This window comes from Agrobacterium sp. NPDC090273 (genome assembly GCF_044772305.1).
Lineage (GTDB): Bacteria > Pseudomonadota > Alphaproteobacteria > Rhizobiales > Rhizobiaceae > Agrobacterium.
This window is the reverse complement of record NZ_JBIVYN010000001.1, coordinates 861,102-876,807: the sequence shown is the minus strand read 5'-3', so window position 1 is coordinate 876,807 and position 15,706 is coordinate 861,102. Positions and strand designations below refer to the sequence as shown.

Annotated in this window: 15 protein-coding genes and 1 riboswitch; of the genes, 7 read left to right on the top strand and 8 right to left on the bottom strand. The window is 60.0% G+C overall.

Features of this window, described 5'->3' with window-relative positions; all coding sequences use genetic code 11:
- Nucleotides 1-21 precede the first annotated feature (21 nt).
- The 5 genes from ACIQT8_RS04360 to ACIQT8_RS04340 all read right to left on the bottom strand — a co-directional run bounded on the left by ACIQT8_RS04360 (nucleotide 22) and on the right by ACIQT8_RS04340 (nucleotide 8,407).
- Nucleotides 22-3,162, bottom strand: a complete 3,141-nt coding sequence (locus ACIQT8_RS04360; RefSeq protein ID WP_400963904.1) for a putative Ig domain-containing protein — start codon at nucleotides 3,160-3,162, stop codon at nucleotides 22-24.
- Between the two features lie 299 nt (nucleotides 3,163-3,461).
- A complete protein-coding gene (gene gcvP, locus ACIQT8_RS04355; protein ID WP_138795429.1) occupies nucleotides 3,462-6,326 on the bottom strand; it encodes an aminomethyl-transferring glycine dehydrogenase in 2,865 nt (954 codons plus the stop codon).
- Nucleotides 6,326-6,688 (bottom strand): glycine cleavage system protein GcvH, encoded by a 363-nt coding sequence (gcvH, locus tag ACIQT8_RS04350; RefSeq protein WP_138795428.1) that lies wholly within the window; start codon nucleotides 6,686-6,688, stop codon nucleotides 6,326-6,328. Before gcvH ends, gcvP begins: the two co-directional genes overlap by 1 nt.
- A 30-nt stretch (nucleotides 6,689-6,718) precedes the next feature.
- Nucleotides 6,719-7,858: a glycine cleavage system aminomethyltransferase GcvT gene (gene gcvT / locus ACIQT8_RS04345; protein ID WP_400963900.1), complete on the bottom strand. Its 1,140-nt coding sequence runs from the start codon at nucleotides 7,856-7,858 to the stop codon at nucleotides 6,719-6,721.
- 150 nt (nucleotides 7,859-8,008) lie between these two features.
- Nucleotides 8,009-8,096, bottom strand: a riboswitch (glycine riboswitch).
- A 125-nt stretch (nucleotides 8,097-8,221) separates the two neighbouring features.
- The gene (locus ACIQT8_RS04340; RefSeq protein WP_138795426.1) at nucleotides 8,222-8,407 is read right to left on the bottom strand and encodes a DUF3008 family protein; all 186 of its coding nucleotides are present in this window, start codon (nucleotides 8,405-8,407) and stop codon (nucleotides 8,222-8,224) included.
- 131 nt (nucleotides 8,408-8,538) lie between these two features.
- Here ACIQT8_RS04340 and ACIQT8_RS04335 point away from each other — a divergent pair, with 131 nt between their 5' ends.
- Both ACIQT8_RS04335 and ACIQT8_RS04330 read left to right on the top strand, forming a co-directional pair.
- Nucleotides 8,539-8,955, top strand: coding sequence for a hypothetical protein (locus tag ACIQT8_RS04335; protein ID WP_400963897.1), 417 nt, complete (start codon nucleotides 8,539-8,541; stop codon nucleotides 8,953-8,955).
- A gap of 88 nt (nucleotides 8,956-9,043) precedes the next feature.
- Nucleotides 9,044-10,027 (top strand): copper chaperone PCu(A)C, encoded by a 984-nt coding sequence (locus ACIQT8_RS04330; RefSeq protein ID WP_400963895.1) that lies wholly within the window; start codon nucleotides 9,044-9,046, stop codon nucleotides 10,025-10,027.
- Between the two features lie 83 nt (nucleotides 10,028-10,110).
- Here the strand turns inward: ACIQT8_RS04330 and ACIQT8_RS04325 are convergent, their stop codons facing one another.
- Entirely contained in the window at nucleotides 10,111-10,440 is a 330-nt protein-coding gene (locus tag ACIQT8_RS04325; RefSeq protein WP_400963893.1) for a hypothetical protein, read from the bottom strand.
- A 212-nt stretch (nucleotides 10,441-10,652) separates the two neighbouring features.
- Between ACIQT8_RS04325 and crcB the strand changes: the two genes are divergently transcribed.
- From crcB to ACIQT8_RS04300, 5 genes are all read left to right on the top strand, one after another.
- Entirely contained in the window at nucleotides 10,653-11,030 is a 378-nt protein-coding gene (crcB, locus tag ACIQT8_RS04320) for a fluoride efflux transporter CrcB (RefSeq protein WP_400963890.1), read from the top strand.
- 64 nt (nucleotides 11,031-11,094) lie between these two features.
- Nucleotides 11,095-12,087, top strand: coding sequence for an RluA family pseudouridine synthase (locus ACIQT8_RS04315; protein ID WP_400963887.1), 993 nt, complete (start codon nucleotides 11,095-11,097; stop codon nucleotides 12,085-12,087).
- Nucleotides 12,084-12,740, top strand: coding sequence for an HAD family hydrolase (locus ACIQT8_RS04310; RefSeq protein ID WP_138795420.1), 657 nt, complete (start codon nucleotides 12,084-12,086; stop codon nucleotides 12,738-12,740). Before ACIQT8_RS04315 ends, ACIQT8_RS04310 begins: the two co-directional genes overlap by 4 nt.
- A gap of 30 nt (nucleotides 12,741-12,770) precedes the next feature.
- On the top strand, nucleotides 12,771-13,565 hold the full coding sequence (locus tag ACIQT8_RS04305; protein WP_262525507.1) for an ATP12 family chaperone protein: 795 nt from the start codon (nucleotides 12,771-12,773) through the stop codon (nucleotides 13,563-13,565).
- 60 nt (nucleotides 13,566-13,625) lie between these two features.
- Nucleotides 13,626-14,114, top strand: a complete 489-nt coding sequence (locus tag ACIQT8_RS04300; RefSeq protein ID WP_138795418.1) for a hypothetical protein — start codon at nucleotides 13,626-13,628, stop codon at nucleotides 14,112-14,114.
- Between the two features lie 43 nt (nucleotides 14,115-14,157).
- On the opposite strand, the gene fghA is transcribed toward ACIQT8_RS04300, so the two are convergent.
- Nucleotides 14,158-14,991, bottom strand: a complete 834-nt coding sequence (gene fghA / locus ACIQT8_RS04295; RefSeq protein WP_400963882.1) for an S-formylglutathione hydrolase — start codon at nucleotides 14,989-14,991, stop codon at nucleotides 14,158-14,160.
- Between the two features lie 37 nt (nucleotides 14,992-15,028).
- Complete coding sequence (locus ACIQT8_RS04290) at nucleotides 15,029-15,691, bottom strand: DUF1345 domain-containing protein (RefSeq protein ID WP_138795416.1); 663 nt, start codon at nucleotides 15,689-15,691, stop codon at nucleotides 15,029-15,031.
- Nucleotides 15,692-15,706: the final 15 nt, after the last annotated feature.

Genomic DNA, 15,706 nt, shown 5'->3' with positions numbered 1-15,706 from the left:
TCCGGGCCTCGAACATAAGGGTCAGAACCTTCGCGAGATGCCAGCCTTGGCGGCCGCCGATCTTTCGCCATCGCCTTCGATGTTGAATAGCAGTCTGCCTTCGACCGACCAGGCATCGTCGGTTTGCCAGGCGGCACCGATCGAGACAGATCCGAACGCGCCGGAGCCGTCGAGGCCCGAATAACCGCCCGTCAGGCCGATCTTCGGTGTCAGCTTAGCGCCGTCGTCAAACGTGAAGGAGCGGGCAATTTCTGCCCCAAGGCTGACCCGGAATTGTTCCTCGTTGAAACCTTCGATGGTCAAGGCATCCCCGGCCTCGTTTCTGACGGTGTAATCGTCGACATTTTCGGAGAAATAGACGGCACGAAGTCTCGGCGTCAGGCTCATGTCGTTTCCGAGATCGAGCTGGCCCTCGATCGACGTATCCGCCATCCAGCGCGTCGTGTCGAAATCGCCATCCCAGAATTGCGTGTCGATCGTGTTCGACGATCCGCCATAACGCAGGCTGGCATTCCAGAACACGCCCTTGCCGATTTCAAATGATGTATAGGGACCAGCCAGCCAACCGTTGCCCGTCAGTTCCGCATCCGTATCGGTTGGGTCGGTCATGTAATCATAGTGGAACGACAGGCCGACAAGAGCCCTCTCGCTGACAAGATAATCGGCGCCCATGTTGATCATGGCGAAACGGCCCCACTTCGAACCGTTGATATCCTTGTCGTTATGAGCAAGGAACGCGCCGTCGATCCAGATGTTGAAGGGCGATGCATAGCCGCCGCCAACACCATCAGACCGGTCACGGGCGGATTCCATCTGTGCAAGGCTCGTGGAGAAATTCACCGTCATGCCGTTTTCAGACGGCGTCATGTTGGCGGTCACCGGGTCGGAAGCCTGCGCCATCCGGCGGCGCTCCAGCAGACCAGGAACGTTGATCGCAGAAGAGATCATGCTCTGCCGGCTGCGCACGAAGTCATGCACGAGCGCGTCGATTTCGTTCGCGACCTCGGCAGGGTCGTAGTTGATGTTGTAAGTAACCGTGCCGGTGTTTGATATGCCGAGCGCACTGGTCAGGCTGAAATTCACCTGGACCCTGCCGGAATAGGCTGGATTGGGAGTAAACTTCAGATACCACCCGAGCGTTGTCGGTGTGGAGGACTGCGCGAACTCGCCGCGCACGATCGAGATCGTACCGGCGTTGGCCGGTGAGACCGACACGATATCGGCAGAGACGAAGGGCCCACCGGTTGCCCCGCGTGTCAGGTCTACGTTGTTGGGTGTCGCACCCGCCGCGACCTCGATCGTCGTATCCGTGGCAGTGACCGAACGCGGTTTGACGGTCAATGTGTAGGTTGCCGTTCCAATCCCGTTGTTCTGGTCGGCGACCTGGATGGTGAAGTTGTAATCCTTGGCTTCGGCATTGGCGGTGACAGGCCCGGTAAGCTCGCCCGTCGCGGGGTTGAGCGATAGGCCGTCCGGCAGGACACCTGACGTCAAACTGTAAACAAGTGTTCCGTTCCCGCCGCTGGCGCTGATCGTCTGGCTGTAATCCTCGCCCACCATCGCATCCTTCAGCGTACCCGCCGCAGGCGACAAGGTCAGTGTCACTGGTACGGCAGCGACATTGAATACGTAAGCCCCCGAAACCGTAACACCGTTGGCGTCGGTTGCGGTCACGGTGAAACTGAAGGTTCCAGATGTGGTTGGCGTTCCGGTAATCGTGTCACCCGATAGCGTCAGACCGGCAGGCAAGCTGCCTGATGTGACGGAATACAGATAGGGAGCCATGCCGCCCGAGGCTGAGAGAGACTGGCTGTAGGCGCTTCCGAACGTCGCGGCTGGAAGTGTGCCTGATGCTGGAGACAGCGTTATCGTCGGTGCGGAAACGGTTATCGTCACCGTCGCGGGTGACGATGTGCCATTGGCGTTGGTGGCGGTATAGGTGAAACTATCCAGGCCGGAGTATCCGCTGACTGGCGTGTAGGTGATTGAGGTGTCTGCTGCCGTTGCGGTACCATGCGATGCACCCGAGGCGACTGCGACCGAGGTTGCCGCACCACCGCTGATATCGAGCGTGATCGTATTGCCAGTCGAATTTGCGGCAACCGTCGCTGAGACGTCATGAGCAACAGGCTCGAGAGCCGAGATCTGAAGCGCATAACTCGACGACACCGTGAAACTGTTGGCATCGGTTGCGGTCACAGTGAAATTGAAGGGGCCGGAGGCGGCTGGCGTTCCGCTGATGATCCCGTTGGCCGTATTCAGGGAAAGGCCGGTCGGCAAACTTCCTGCCGTTATGGCGAAAGAATAGGGTGCAGCGCCACCCGAAGCGGTCATCGTCTGGCTATAGGCCGTACCAACCGTTCCGTTGGTCAATGTCGCGGGAGAAAGGGTGATCGTCGGCGCATGATACGCAAATGCGCCGGCGAGCGTTGCAGTGCCGCCGGGCGTGGTCACCACAACGTCAGCCGCACCAGCTGCGTGGGCCGGCGTGGTGGCCGTGATCGATGTGGCGCTATTGACAGTGATGCCTGTTGCAGCCGTGCCGCCGATCGTCACCGATGTCGCACCCGTCAGGTTCGTCCCGGTGATCGTCACCGTCGTACCCCCTGATGCAGGCCCCTGGGACGGACTTACGGATGTCAATGTCGGTGCACTGGATGTGCCGGTGCAGCGTACGGCAACCGTACTGATGTAGGTTCCAGTCGAAATCTGCAATCTGAGACCGGTTGAGGTCAGTTGGCTGGATGTGATTGTGTAGAAGTGGGGACCTGCCTCTTTCGCGCTGCTGTAATACGTCCCGTCATACGGATCGGAATAGTTGGCAGCCTGCACGAAAACGCGATCAGTTGCTTCGATAGGCGAATTTTTCGGGTCGCCACCATTGTCTGTATAGGAAACTGTGACTGTTTCATCACTGTTGAAGGAAGACGCTGCAAAAATCTGGCTGAAAGAGTTGGTATCCAGCGAGCTTAGCGTCGTACATGACGCCGACAGCGCGTAGGCATTGGATGTCCAGGAAGCAAAGAGCAGAAATAAAAGTGAGGCGATGAATCTCGACAGATAAAAGACTGAGAATCTAGTCCCGGAAAATGATGGCTCTCCTTCTCCATTCTTTCCGAATGTCAGGAATTTCGACGGTATATTGCTGATTTTATTGTTCATTTTTTCTGCTGCGGTCTTGCTGGCCGTCGATATCATCTTTTGGTGAATCAACTTGAGATGGTGCGATTCTCTGGAATAACTGCACGCAGCAATAGCGTTTTCCTTGCCTCTTGGCTGTCGTCCATATGCGGGTGCATTTCAATAAATGCGAGCAAGCGGCCTTTTTGCACCACTGAATTTAAAGGGGTACCAAGAACGGCCCGGCCAGATGAAGTGAGTTCGGCCCGCACGTTTTCGTCCGCGCCGCAACAAAAAAGGCCCGGATCGCTCCGGGCCTTTCATGGTGAAGGTTACAGACCTTATTCTGCCGCTTCGGCGTAAGCTTCCATTGGCGGGCAGGTGCAGATCAGGTTGCGGTCGCCGAAGACGTTGTCGATGCGGTTGACCGAGGACCAGTATTTGTCGACGCGGAACGAGCCGGGCGGGAAGCAGGCCTGTTCGCGGCTGTAAGGGCGGTCCCATTCGCCGACCAGGTCTTCGACGGTGTGCGGAGCATTCTTCAACGGGTTGTTGAGCTTGTCCGCGCGTCCTTCTTCGATGTCACGGGCTTCCTCGCGGATGGCCAGCATGGCGTCGCAGAAGCGGTCGATTTCCGCCTTGGTTTCGGATTCCGTCGGCTCGATCATCAGCGTGCCGGCAACCGGCCAGCTCATGGTCGGTGCGTGGAAACCGCAGTCGATCAGACGCTTGGCAACATCGTCCACCGTCACGCCGCAGCTATCGGCCAGAGGTCGGGTGTCGATGATGCATTCATGCGCCACGCGACCGGTTTCCGACTTGTAGAGCACGTCGTAAGCGCCCTTCAGCCGTGCCGCGATGTAGTTGGCGTTGAGGATCGCAACCTTGGTTGCCTGCGTCAGACCTTCGCCGCCCATCATCAGGCAGTAGCTCCAGGAGATCGGCAGGATCGACGGAGAGCCGAACGGTGCTGCCGAAACCGCACCCTCGCGTCCGTCCGTCGAGGGGTGGCCGGGAAGGAACGGCGCCAGATGCGCCTTGACGCCGATCGGCCCCATGCCGGGACCGCCGCCGCCGTGCGGAATGCAGAAGGTCTTGTGCAGGTTAAGGTGCGAGACATCCGAACCGATGTCGCCGGGACGGGAAAGACCGACCATGGCGTTCATGTTCGCGCCGTCCAGATAGACCTGGCCGCCATACTTGTGGGTAATGTCGCAGATCTCGCGCACCGTTTCCTCGAACACGCCGTGCGTGGAAGGATAGGTGATCATGCAGCACGAGAGGTTTTCTGCGTACTGCTCTGCTTTTGCACGGAAATCGTCGATATCGACGTCGCCGTTTTCGCGTGCCTTGACCGGAACCACCTTCATGCCGGCCATCTGTGCGGAGGCAGGGTTGGTGCCATGCGCCGAGGTCGGGATCAGGCAGACGTCGCGGTGCGTGTCGCCATTGGCAAGGTGGAAGTTACGGATGGTCAGAAGGCCCGCATATTCGCCCTGCGCACCGGAATTCGGCTGCATGGAGAAGGCGTCGTAACCGGTGACCGAGCACAGCTTTTCGGAGAGATCATCGATCATTTCCCTGTAGCCGAGCGCCTGGTTGGCCGGCACGAAGGGATGGATGTCGGAGAATTCCGGCCAGGTGATCGGCAGCATTTCCGCTGTCGCGTTCAGCTTCATGGTGCAGGAACCGAGCGGGATCATCGCGCGGTCAAGCGCCAGGTCACGGTCCGAAAGACGGCGGATGTAACGGGTCATCTCGCTTTCGGCGCGGTTCATGTGGAAGATCGGATGCGTCATGTACTGGCTGGTGCGCAGCAGATCCTTCGGCAGACGATAATCCGGCTCGAAATCGGCAATCTCGAAGTTGCCGCCAAAGGCACGCCAGACGGCCTCCAGCGTTGCCGGGCGGGTGCGCTCGTCAAGGCTCATGCCGATCTTGGTGGCGCCGACCTTGCGCAGGTTCACGCCTTCCGCCACGGCCGAACGCAGGATAACGCCCTGCATGTGGCCGACATCGACGGTGATGGTGTCGAAGAAGGTTTCCGGCTCGATCTTGTACCCGAGCTTTTCCAGACCCTTGGCCATCAGAACCGCCTTCTGGTGGGTCTGCTGGGCAATCGCCTTGATACCCTGCGGGCCGTGGAACACGCCGTACATCGAGGCCATGACAGCCAGCAGCACCTGTGCGGTGCAGATGTTCGACGTCGCCTTTTCGCGGCGGATGTGCTGTTCGCGGGTCTGCAGCGACAGACGATAGGCGCGGTTGCCGCGTGCATCGACGGAAACACCGACCAGACGGCCAGGCATGGAGCGCTTGTGCGCGTCCTTGACCGACATGTAGGCCGCATGCGGACCACCGTAACCGACGGGAACGCCAAAGCGCTGCGACGAGCCGATGGCGATATCCGCACCCATTTCACCGGGGGACTTGAGCAGCGTCAGGGCCAGAAGGTCGGCTGCGACGGCAGCGATGGCGCCGGTCTGGTGCAGACGGGCGATCAGGCCGGAGAAGTCGCTGACATGGCCGTGCGTGCCGGGATACTGGAAGATCGCGCCGAACACGTCCACCGGATCGAGATCGGTGAAGGGGTTGCCGACGATGATTTTCCAGCCGAGCGGTGCTGCACGGGTTTCGATCAGGGCAATGGTCTGCGGGTGGCAGTTGGCATCCACGAAGAAGGCGGTCGCCTTGGACTTTGCGACGCGCTGGCACATGGCCATGGCTTCGGCAGCCGCGGTCGCCTCATCGAGAAGCGATGCGTTGGCAACGTCGAGACCGGTCAGGTCGCATACCATCGTCTGATAGTTCAGCAGCGCTTCAAGACGACCCTGGGAGATTTCCGGCTGGTAGGGCGTGTAGGCCGTGTACCAGGCCGGGTTTTCCAGAATGTTGCGCTGGATGACCGGCGGCGTGATGGTGCCGTAATAGCCCTGGCCGATCAGCGAGGTCAGGACGAGGTTCTTGTTGGCCGTTTCGCGCAGGCGGTCGAGGGCTTCGCGCTCGGTCAGAGCCGCACCCCAGGTGAGCGGCGTCTTCTGGCGGATGGAAGCCGGCACGGTCGCGTCGATCAGGGCGTCGAGGCTCTTGTAGCCGACAACCTTGAGCATCTCGGCCATTTCCGACGGCGACGGCCCGATGTGACGCCGGTTGGCGAAATCATAGGGCTGATAGTCGGTGAAATGGAATTCGGTGGGCGTCGTCATTACGCGATCAGCTCCTTGTAGGCTGCTTCGTCGAGCAGCGCATCGGCATCCGCAACGTTGGAGAGCTTCAGCTTGAAGAACCAGCCGGCACCCTGCGGATCGGAGTTGACGAGAGAAGGATCGTCAACGATGGCCTGATTGATTTCGGTGATTTCGCCGTCAAGCGGACAATAGACGTCGGATGCCGCCTTGACGCTTTCAACAGTGGCCGCTTCGCCGTTCTTGGCAAAAGTGGAGCCGACTTCCGGCAGTTCGACGAATACGAGGTCGCCGAGCTGTTCGGCGGCATGGCTGGTGATGCCCACGGTGGCGACATCGCCTTCGATCTTCAGCCATTCGTGTTCTTCGGTAAATTTCAGCATCGGGTAATCTCCGGGAGTTTTGAAGAAAGACTATCGTTTGTAGGTGGGCGTGATGAAGGGCAGGGCGGCAACGGTCACCGGCAGATACTTGCCGCGCACTTCCGCAAAGATCGCCTTGCCGGCAACAGCGTAGTCGGTGGGCACGTAACCCATGGCAACCGGGCCTTCGACCGTGGGGCCAAAGCCGCCGGAGGTCACTTCGCCGATTTCGATCTTGCCTTCCGCATCGGCAAACAGCTTCGAATGGCCGCGCACCGGTGCCTTGCCTTCCGGCTTCAGGCCGACACGGCGACGCGTTGTGCCGCTGGTCAGTTCGCCCAGAATGCGCTCGGCACCGGGGAAGCCGCCTTCACGGTCGCCGCCGAGGCGGCGCACCTTCTGGATCGCCCATTCGAGTGATGCTTCGATCGGCGAGGTCGTGGTGTCGATGTCGTTGCCGTAAAGGCAAAGACCGGCCTCAAGGCGCAGGCTGTCACGCGCGCCAAGGCCAATCGGATGACAATCGGGATGTTCGAGCAGCGCCCTGGCGATTTCTTCGGCCTTGTCGGCCGGCACGGAAATCTCGAAGCCGTCTTCGCCGGAGTAACCGGAGCGCGAGACGATGCAGGCAACGTCATGCAGCGGCACTTCCTGCACGTCCATGAATTTCATTTCCGAAACGCCGGCCCAGAGTTCGGCCAGAACCTCTTCCGCACGCGGTCCCTGCAGCGCAATCAGCGCCCGGTCGTCGAGAAGGGTAATGTCGCAGGTCTCGCTCATATGCGCCTTCATGTGGGCGACATCGGCGTCCTTGCAGGCAGCATTGACGACAACGAACAGATGATCGCCGCGATTGGTGATCATCAGGTCGTCAAGAATGCAGCCGTTTTCTTCGGTGAAGAAACCGTAGCGCTGGCGGCCTTCCTTCAGGCCAAGAATATCGACCGGTACCAGCTTTTCGAGCTCCAGCGCCGCGTCGGCATTGTTGCCGGACTTGGCTTTGACGATGACCTGGCCCATGTGGGACACATCGAACACACCGGCGGCTGTGCGCGTCTGGATATGTTCCTTCAAAACGCCAGCCGGGTACTGCACAGGCATGTCGTAACCGGCGAATGGAACCATGCGGGCGCCAAGCGACAGGTGCAACGAATGAAGCGGGGTAACTTTAAGAGCGGCGGTATCGTCCAAGGACGCCTCCAGGGTTGCGCGGAAAACGCGCGGGCTCAGGTCGTGACGCAAAAGCGCCGGTTTCAAGAGCCCCCTCTGTCCTTGTCGCCTGAGATTGTTATCCCTTCGGCGAGCCGTCCTTGTGAAAGGTGGCTTCTCTCCAGAGTTCCGTCATCTTCGCTGGTCCTTTTGCCTGAGAGTTTCCGGGGCGGTTGCTCCTTCGGCACCGCACTCAAGCGGTTTCTCCCAACGATGATGCGACGCTCATTATCTGCGAAGGCCCTCTCTTGGCAAGGACCAAATGCCGCAACTGAACAGATTCTTGCTCCATCTGCGCCATCGCCCAAAAAAACGGCGAATGCCCCATTCGCAGGCGCTTTATGGTCAGTCGCCCTTTCGCTCCGGCAGGCCCTTGCGCTTGGTCGATGCCAGATCTTCAAGTTCTTTTTCTGTCATGGACTTAGCCATGTCTTTTGAAGCACCTTGTAAACTGGATTTGCTGGTTTCGCCACGTTTTGCGGCCAGTGCCGCGCCTGCGGCTTTCTGTTGTGCCTTGGATTTTGCTGGCATGTGTCTGCCTCCTCTGAAAGAGCGATGCCGCCATTAAAATGCTCCCCTGCGACGATTGTTCCCACGCCGACAGGTCCGTTGCGGCAATTTCCCCTTTGCTCCGCGCCGCAAAGCGCTGTATCGCCTTGATCATGACGATGGGATGGAACGCTCGGCTGACATCGACGGAAAAGGTGCTGCGCATCCTCTGCGCCGTGCTGATGCTGTCGCTCGGTTTTGCCCACAAGTCGTTCGCCCTTCCGCCAGCCCAGCCGGTGCTGGATGAGACCTACAGACTGCCGGATGGCACGTTCGCCGAAATCTGCTTCGGGCACGATGAAGGCGTCAAGGTCGACCACGGCAAAAGCGATCACTCCGGCGACGCAATCCTGTTTTGCGAAGCCTGCCTTCTCGCCTCGTCCATTCTCGTTCCCGTGCCGGATGGCGAGAGCTGGCTGAAGACCGAATTCGCCTGGCTTGAAAACGGCCTCTCCGTCGAGCGCGGTGTCCGCAATGATCAGAACCTGGAAACGCCAAAAGCGCGCGGCCCTCCCGTTCTCCTCTCCTGACCTCGCATAACGATCAGAAACGCCGCCCGTTTGCGGCAAAGGGGAGACTGCCAGAACCTTGATGTGGCGGCAGTCAAAGGACCGGAAAATGAGAACACACAAGATCATCGCCTGCACAGCACTTGTCGCCGCAGCCTCCACCGCGCAGGCATTTGCGCACACGTCTTTCGTCATTGGCTCGGCAGAGCAGGAAAGCACCATCGTTGCGGCGCTGCAGGTGCCGCATGGCTGCGATGGCGGCCTTGCCACCACGGAAGTGCGCATGGTGCTGCCGGAAGGTTTCATTGCCGCAAAGCCGCAGCCCAAGGCCGGCTGGGAACTGGAAATCATCAAGGGCGATTACCAGAAGGCCTATAAGAACCATGGGCAGGAGATCAAAAGCGGTCCGGTGGAAATCCGCTGGAAGGGCGGCGAACTGCTGGATGAGTTTTACGACACCTTCAATGTGCAGGGTAAGGTTTCCGGCGTAGAGGCTGGCGGCAACCTCGCTTTCAAGGTCACGCAGCTTTGCGGCGACAAGGGTAAGGTAGCCTGGGATGAGGTCGCGGCAGCGGGCGTCGATCCCCATTCGCTGAAGAATCCGGCACCGGTGATCCGCGTGACCGCGAAGACCGAAGGCGAGGGGCACCATGACCACGCGGCGATGGCGGCAGCACCCGATGTCGTCACCGTCGGCAGCCTGGAACTGTCGGGCGGCGTCTCCAGGGCCATGCTGCCGGGACAGCCGGTCGGCGGCGGTTACGTCACCATCAAGAACACCGGCACGGCCGATGACAAGCTGGTTGCGGTCGAAACCGCTGCAGCCGGTCGCTCGGAAATGCACGAAATGGCCATGGTCAATGACGTCATGAAGATGCGCAAGCTCGACGACGGTATCGTCATCCCGGCCGGTCAGACGGTGGAGCTGAAGCCCGGCGGTCTGCACTTCATGTTCTTCAACGTGCAGAAGCCTTTCGCCGATGGCGACAAGATCCCGCTGACGCTGACCTTTGAAAAGGCAGGCAAGGCAGAGGTCATTTTGTCTGTCGGTTCGGCCAAGCGTGGCGATGAACACCAGCATCAGCATAACTGAGTGAAACAAAACGACCGCCGGAGCATGGCTGCGGCGGTCTCGATCCTGGCGATTGTGACGTCAGACAGTGCCCGGAGGTCGGGCTATAGGATCTCTGCGATATCCCGATTGGAGCCGTCGCTTTCGGGATTTTTGTTGCCGCTGTTGTCGTCGTAAGCCTCCACGGCCTCTGAGAGCGTCGTCTGCGGTTCCTGCCGTTGACTGGCGGCGGTGAGGAAGTAGAGCGTCAGCGCCGGTGGGCGCACGGCTGTCATCAATCCTCTGAGCTGAAAGTCGTCGCCCGTTTCGGCCTTGCGCGCCAGTTCTTCAATGGCGTGCTCTACTTCGCTTTTGCGCGACACGCGCTGTACGGGCTTTTGTGCTTCAAGAGCATAGGCGGCCGTGGTCGCCGAAACTGAAAGAACCTGTGTCATTCACCCTCCGGCCCCTGCTGCCGATGTCATGAAAGCTTAACAATACCGATGACCTCTTGCCGTGAAGCTAAATCGGGAGGCGGTTGTTTAATTGAATTTTAGTGAAATCGGCGCGTCGGCACGGTAAGTCGTTGGCGCCTTTCGCTCTCTCCATCCATGGTCCGGGCGTGCCATATCCTTTAGGCTCTTTTTTTAGACCGGAGACATTATCGATGCTGAATATCGCACTCGTCGCTGCAGGTGGCGCCATCGGTTCGGTTTTTCGCTACCTCGTCGGCGTGTGGAGCATGCGCGTTGCCGGGCCTGCCTTCCCCTGGGGCACGCTGGTGGTCAATGTCGTGGGATCGTTCCTGATCGGCTTTCTCGTCGAACTGATCGCGCGGCGGCTGAATGCATCGGCGGAAATGCGCCTCTTCATCGTTACCGGCGTGCTCGGTGGCTTCACGACATTTTCGTCCTTCTCGCTCGATGCCGTTGCCCTGTTCGAACGCGGCGCCCTCAGCCTTTCGGCTGTTTACGTCATCGCCACACTGGTTGTTTCGATCGTTGCTGTTTTTGCCGGGCTGGCCTTGGGACGCAGTTTGCTCTAAAGGCTGATCCAAACGGCGCGCCGATGACGTGAGCGCGCGATCAGACAGAAAGACTGGAATTTTTATGGCAGGTATCGAGCATATCAAGGTCGAGGCCGATGAGGCCGGTATGCGCCTCGATCGCTGGTTCAAGGTACATTATCCGGGGCTGGGCTTCGGTCAGTTGCAGAAGCTCATGCGATCCGGACAGGTGCGTGTCGATGGCGGCCGCGTCAAGACCGACGCCCGCGTGCAGCCGGGGCAGATGGTGCGTGTTCCGCCGCTGGAATCAGATGCGAAGGTCAAGACCGGCCCGATCGGTTCGAAGGACCTCAAGCACTCCGAAGACGGCGATCTCCTGAAGCGCATGTTGCTGCATGAAGATGACAAGGTCTTCGTCTTCAACAAGCCGGCCGGCATTGCCGTGCAGGGGGGCTCGGGTGTGAACCGCCACATTGACGGCCTGCTGGAAGCCTGGACAAGCCAGAAGGGCGAAAAGCCGCGTCTGGTGCATCGTCTCGACCGTGATACCTCCGGCGTGCTGGTGGTTGCCCGCACCCGAGGTGCTGCGCAGAAGCTGACGGCTGCCTTCCGCGAACGCGACACCAAGAAGACCTACTGGTCGCTGGTGAGGGGCGTGCCGCGCAAGCACCAGGACAAGATCTCGACCTGGCTGGTCAAGGAGCAGACGCCGGATGGCGACCGCATGCGTATCGCCAAGCATGGCGAAGACGGTGCGGATCATGCCGTGTCCTATTACCGGGTCATCGACACCGCCGCGCAGAACCTTGCCTGGCTGGAAATGGAACCCTACACCGGCCGCACGCACCAGCTTCGCGTACACGCGCTGCATATGGGCCACCCGATCATCGGCGACCCCAAATATTACATCGACGATCCGAACTGGGATTTCCCCGGTGGCGTCCAGAAGCGTCTGCATCTGCATGCGCGCCACATCGACATTCCGCACCCTTCGGGCGGGCGTCTGCGCATCACGGCACCTTTGCCGCCGCACATGGTGCAGACCTGGAACCTGCTCGGTTTCGATCAGGCTGATGGCGACAGGGACGATCAATGAAACTGGTCCTGTTCGATTGTGATGGCACGCTGGTCGACAGCGCGCGCCTGATCCACGAGGTCATGGCGCGCACCTTCGTGCATTTCGGTTACGATCGTCCGGATATTTCCGAGACGAAGGCAATCATCGGCCTCACCCTCGATATCGCCATTGCCCGCATGCAGGGCAAACCGCATGTCGATGAAGAGGCAACGGCGATGACCGCGCATTACAAGGCGATCTTTCAGGAAACCCGCGCCGAAGCCGGTTTTCAGGAGCCGCTGTTTGACGGCATCGCTCCGATGATCGACCGGCTGGCAACCCGTGATGACGTGCTGATGGGCGCTGTCACCGGCAAGTCGCGGCGTGGCCTCAATCTCATCATGGACACGCACGGTTTGCGCCAGCACTTCATCGTGTCTCGCACGGCAGACGATTGCCCGTCCAAGCCGCATCCGGGCATGGTCACGGAATGCTGCCATGAAACCGGCATGGTTCCGGCCGATACTATCGTCATCGGCGATGCCATCTACGACATGCAGATGGCCAAGGCTGCGGGCGCAACGGCGATCGGCGTTGCCTGGGGTTACGCCTCGGTTGACGATCTCTGGAAAGCCGGCGCCGACGCTGTCGTCAGCCATCCCAATGAAATTCCGGCCTATGTTCCCGACTAAGCCGATACCAGAGACCAAGAAGGACGTGTTATGCGCGATCTCCTGAACGATCTTTCCGAGGGGCTGAGCCACCCCGATCCGATCCTGCGCGCCCAAAAGCAGATGCAGCGCCCCTTGCCGAAGCGTTTTTACAAGGACGTGACGATTGCCGAGGCGGAAGAGGGCGGTTTTGCCATTCTTCTCGATGGCAAGACCCTGCGCACACCCGCCAAGCACAGCCTGACCGTGCCGACGAAGGCTGCGGCCGACCTGTTGCGCGACGAATGGGATGCGCAGACGGAGGTCGTTAATCCGGCGATCATGCCGATTTCGCGCCATGTGAATACGGCAATCGACGGCATTGCCAGCGACACACAGGCCGTGTTCGAAGATATCCTGCGGTTTTCCTCCAGCGATCTCCTCTGCTACCGCGCCAGCGATCCCGCCCGTCTGGTGGAACGTCAGGCCACGCATTGGGACCCGGTTCTGGATTGGGCGGCCAACACGCTTGGCGCACGTTTCATCCTGATCGAAGGTGTCATGCATCAGGAGCAGCCGAAAGAGGCTGTGTCGGCCTTCGCGTTCACGCTGCGCAAATACGATACGCCGATCGCGCTTGCCGCTCTCCACACCATGACGACGCTGACCGGCTCCGCCATTCTGGCGCTGGCCGTGGCGGAAGAGGAGCTGACGCTCGAAGAAGCCTGGGCGCTCGCCCATCTCGACGAGGACTGGACGGCGGAACAGTGGGGCGAAGACGAAGAAGCGCTTGAACGCCGCGCCTACAAGCTGGTGGAGATGCGGGCTGCTGCCGGGCTTCTGGCGGCGCTGAAAGCGGCTGCTTGACGCTTTTTTAACCCTGATGATCGAATATGTGGCTACCTTACGTTAGGGGAGCCGCAGGTCATGTCCATTCGTCCAGGGCGCCTTGGCATTTTTGTGCTGGCGTGTTTCGCGCTCATGTCTTTCCGGCTGGAGCCGGAAGCGACCGACGCTGGGCGGCTTCTTTACGATGTGCGCGGTGCGTTCGTGGCGGCAAAGCCCGATGTCTCCGCGCCTCTCATGCAATCCATTCATGCGCAGGTGTTGAACGCCATCAAGATGACGGCGCGCGAAAAGATGCGGCCCCGCGTGGTGCTGACCATCCGGCTTGCATCGGTAACCCGCGCCTCGATGCTGTTTGGCGAAAGGGCATCCGCCCGCGTCATCGTTCGCGCCGCGGCCGTCTCGACGGGCGAGGTGATTGCCGAGGCAAAATTCACTGCAACGGTGGTGGGGCTGAACGGCCAGTCGCTGGAGCAGGAGCTGGCCTATGGCGTTGCCGAACGGGTGATCCGCGAATTCCGCCTCAATCATCCCGGTCCGGCAACTCTGGCAACCGCGCTCTTTCCCTGACAATTCGAAAATCGCGTGAAAAAGAGCGCTCCGCTCTGGCGTCTTAGCCGAGACGTTCGGCGTGCCACTTCAGATGTTCGTCCATGAAGGTCGAGATGAAGTAATAGGAGTGGTCGTAGCGCTCATGCATGCGCAGCGTCAGGCCGATATCGGTGCCCTTCACCGCCTCTTCAAACAGCCACGGACGCAGGCCCTTTTCCAGGAAGCCATCGGCTTTGCCCTGATCGATGAGGAATTCGGGGAAACGCGCGCCGTCTTCCACCAGCGAGCAGGCATCGTACTGGCGCCATGCGGCACGGTCAGCGCCGAGATATTTTTCGAAGGCCGGTTCCGACCAGTCGGCGGAAGACGGTGCGACGATCGGTGCGAAAGCCGAGCAGCTCCTGAAGCGCTCCGGGTTCTTCAGCGCAATCGTCATCGCGCCATGTCCACCCATCGAGTGACCGAAAATCGCCTGGCGGTTCATGTCCGCACGGAAATGCGTGGCGATATAAGCCGGCAGCTCCTCCGTGATGTAGGTATACATCTGGTAGTGCTCGGCCCAGGGCGTTTCGGTGGCGTTGAGGTAGAAGCCCGCGCCCTTGCCCATCTGCCAGTTGGTCAGCTCGTCCGGCACGTCATTGCCGCGTGGGCTGGTGTCGGGGCAGACGATGATCAGGCCGAGTTCGGATGCCATGCGGCGGTACTCGCCCTTTTCCATCACGTTCGCATGGGTGCAGGTCAGGCCGGAAAGATACCAGACAACCGGGCAGAGCTCGTTGATCGCTTTCGGTGGCACGTAAACGGCAAAGGTCATTTCGCTCTTGCAGGCTTCCGACGTGTGGGAAAAGACGCCCTGCATGCCGCCGAACGCCGTATTTTGCGAAATGATATTCATGAGATCAGTCCTTGATGATGCTTGAATGTAAAAAAGATCAGCCCGCCAGCGCGACGGCCGCATTCACGGCAGCGGCGACGAGGATCGTGTTGAAGAAAAACGAAACGATGGAATGCAGCAAGGTCACCTTGCGCATGGAGGTCGTGGTCAGCGCGACGTCGGAGGTTTGCGCCGTCATGCCGATGACCACGGCGTAATAGAGGAAATCGAAACCGCAGGGTTCCTTGGTATCGGGAAAATCCATGCCGCCACGGTGCTGCGGCTTGCCGTCCACGGTCGTCGGGCGCCAGTAGAGATGAGCGTAATGCAGCGCCGTCATGGTGTGGATGGTCAGCCAGCCGAGGATTACCGAACCAAAGGCGAGGCAGAGTGTCCACACGGTCTGTCCGGCCGCATGGTTCAATGCCAGAAACAGCGAGACCACGGCAACACCGACAGCGAGAAGCGTGACGCCGGTAATCGCAAGTGCCGGCAGGTCATCGGTATCGGCATGCGCCTTCAGGTGCCGTGCCGTCAGTTGCGGCAGCCGCACGGCGATCATGACCAGATAGGTCAGGAAAAACAGGATTGCGGCAATTTCAACCGCCAGCGACGGCATGAAGATCACCGCTGGAACGAGCCCGACAATGCCGACGAGAAAGGCGACATAAAACGGCTGGTGCCGACGATACGAACTGCTCTTCTGGGTGGTTGTTGTCATGGGCGCGCTCCGGCT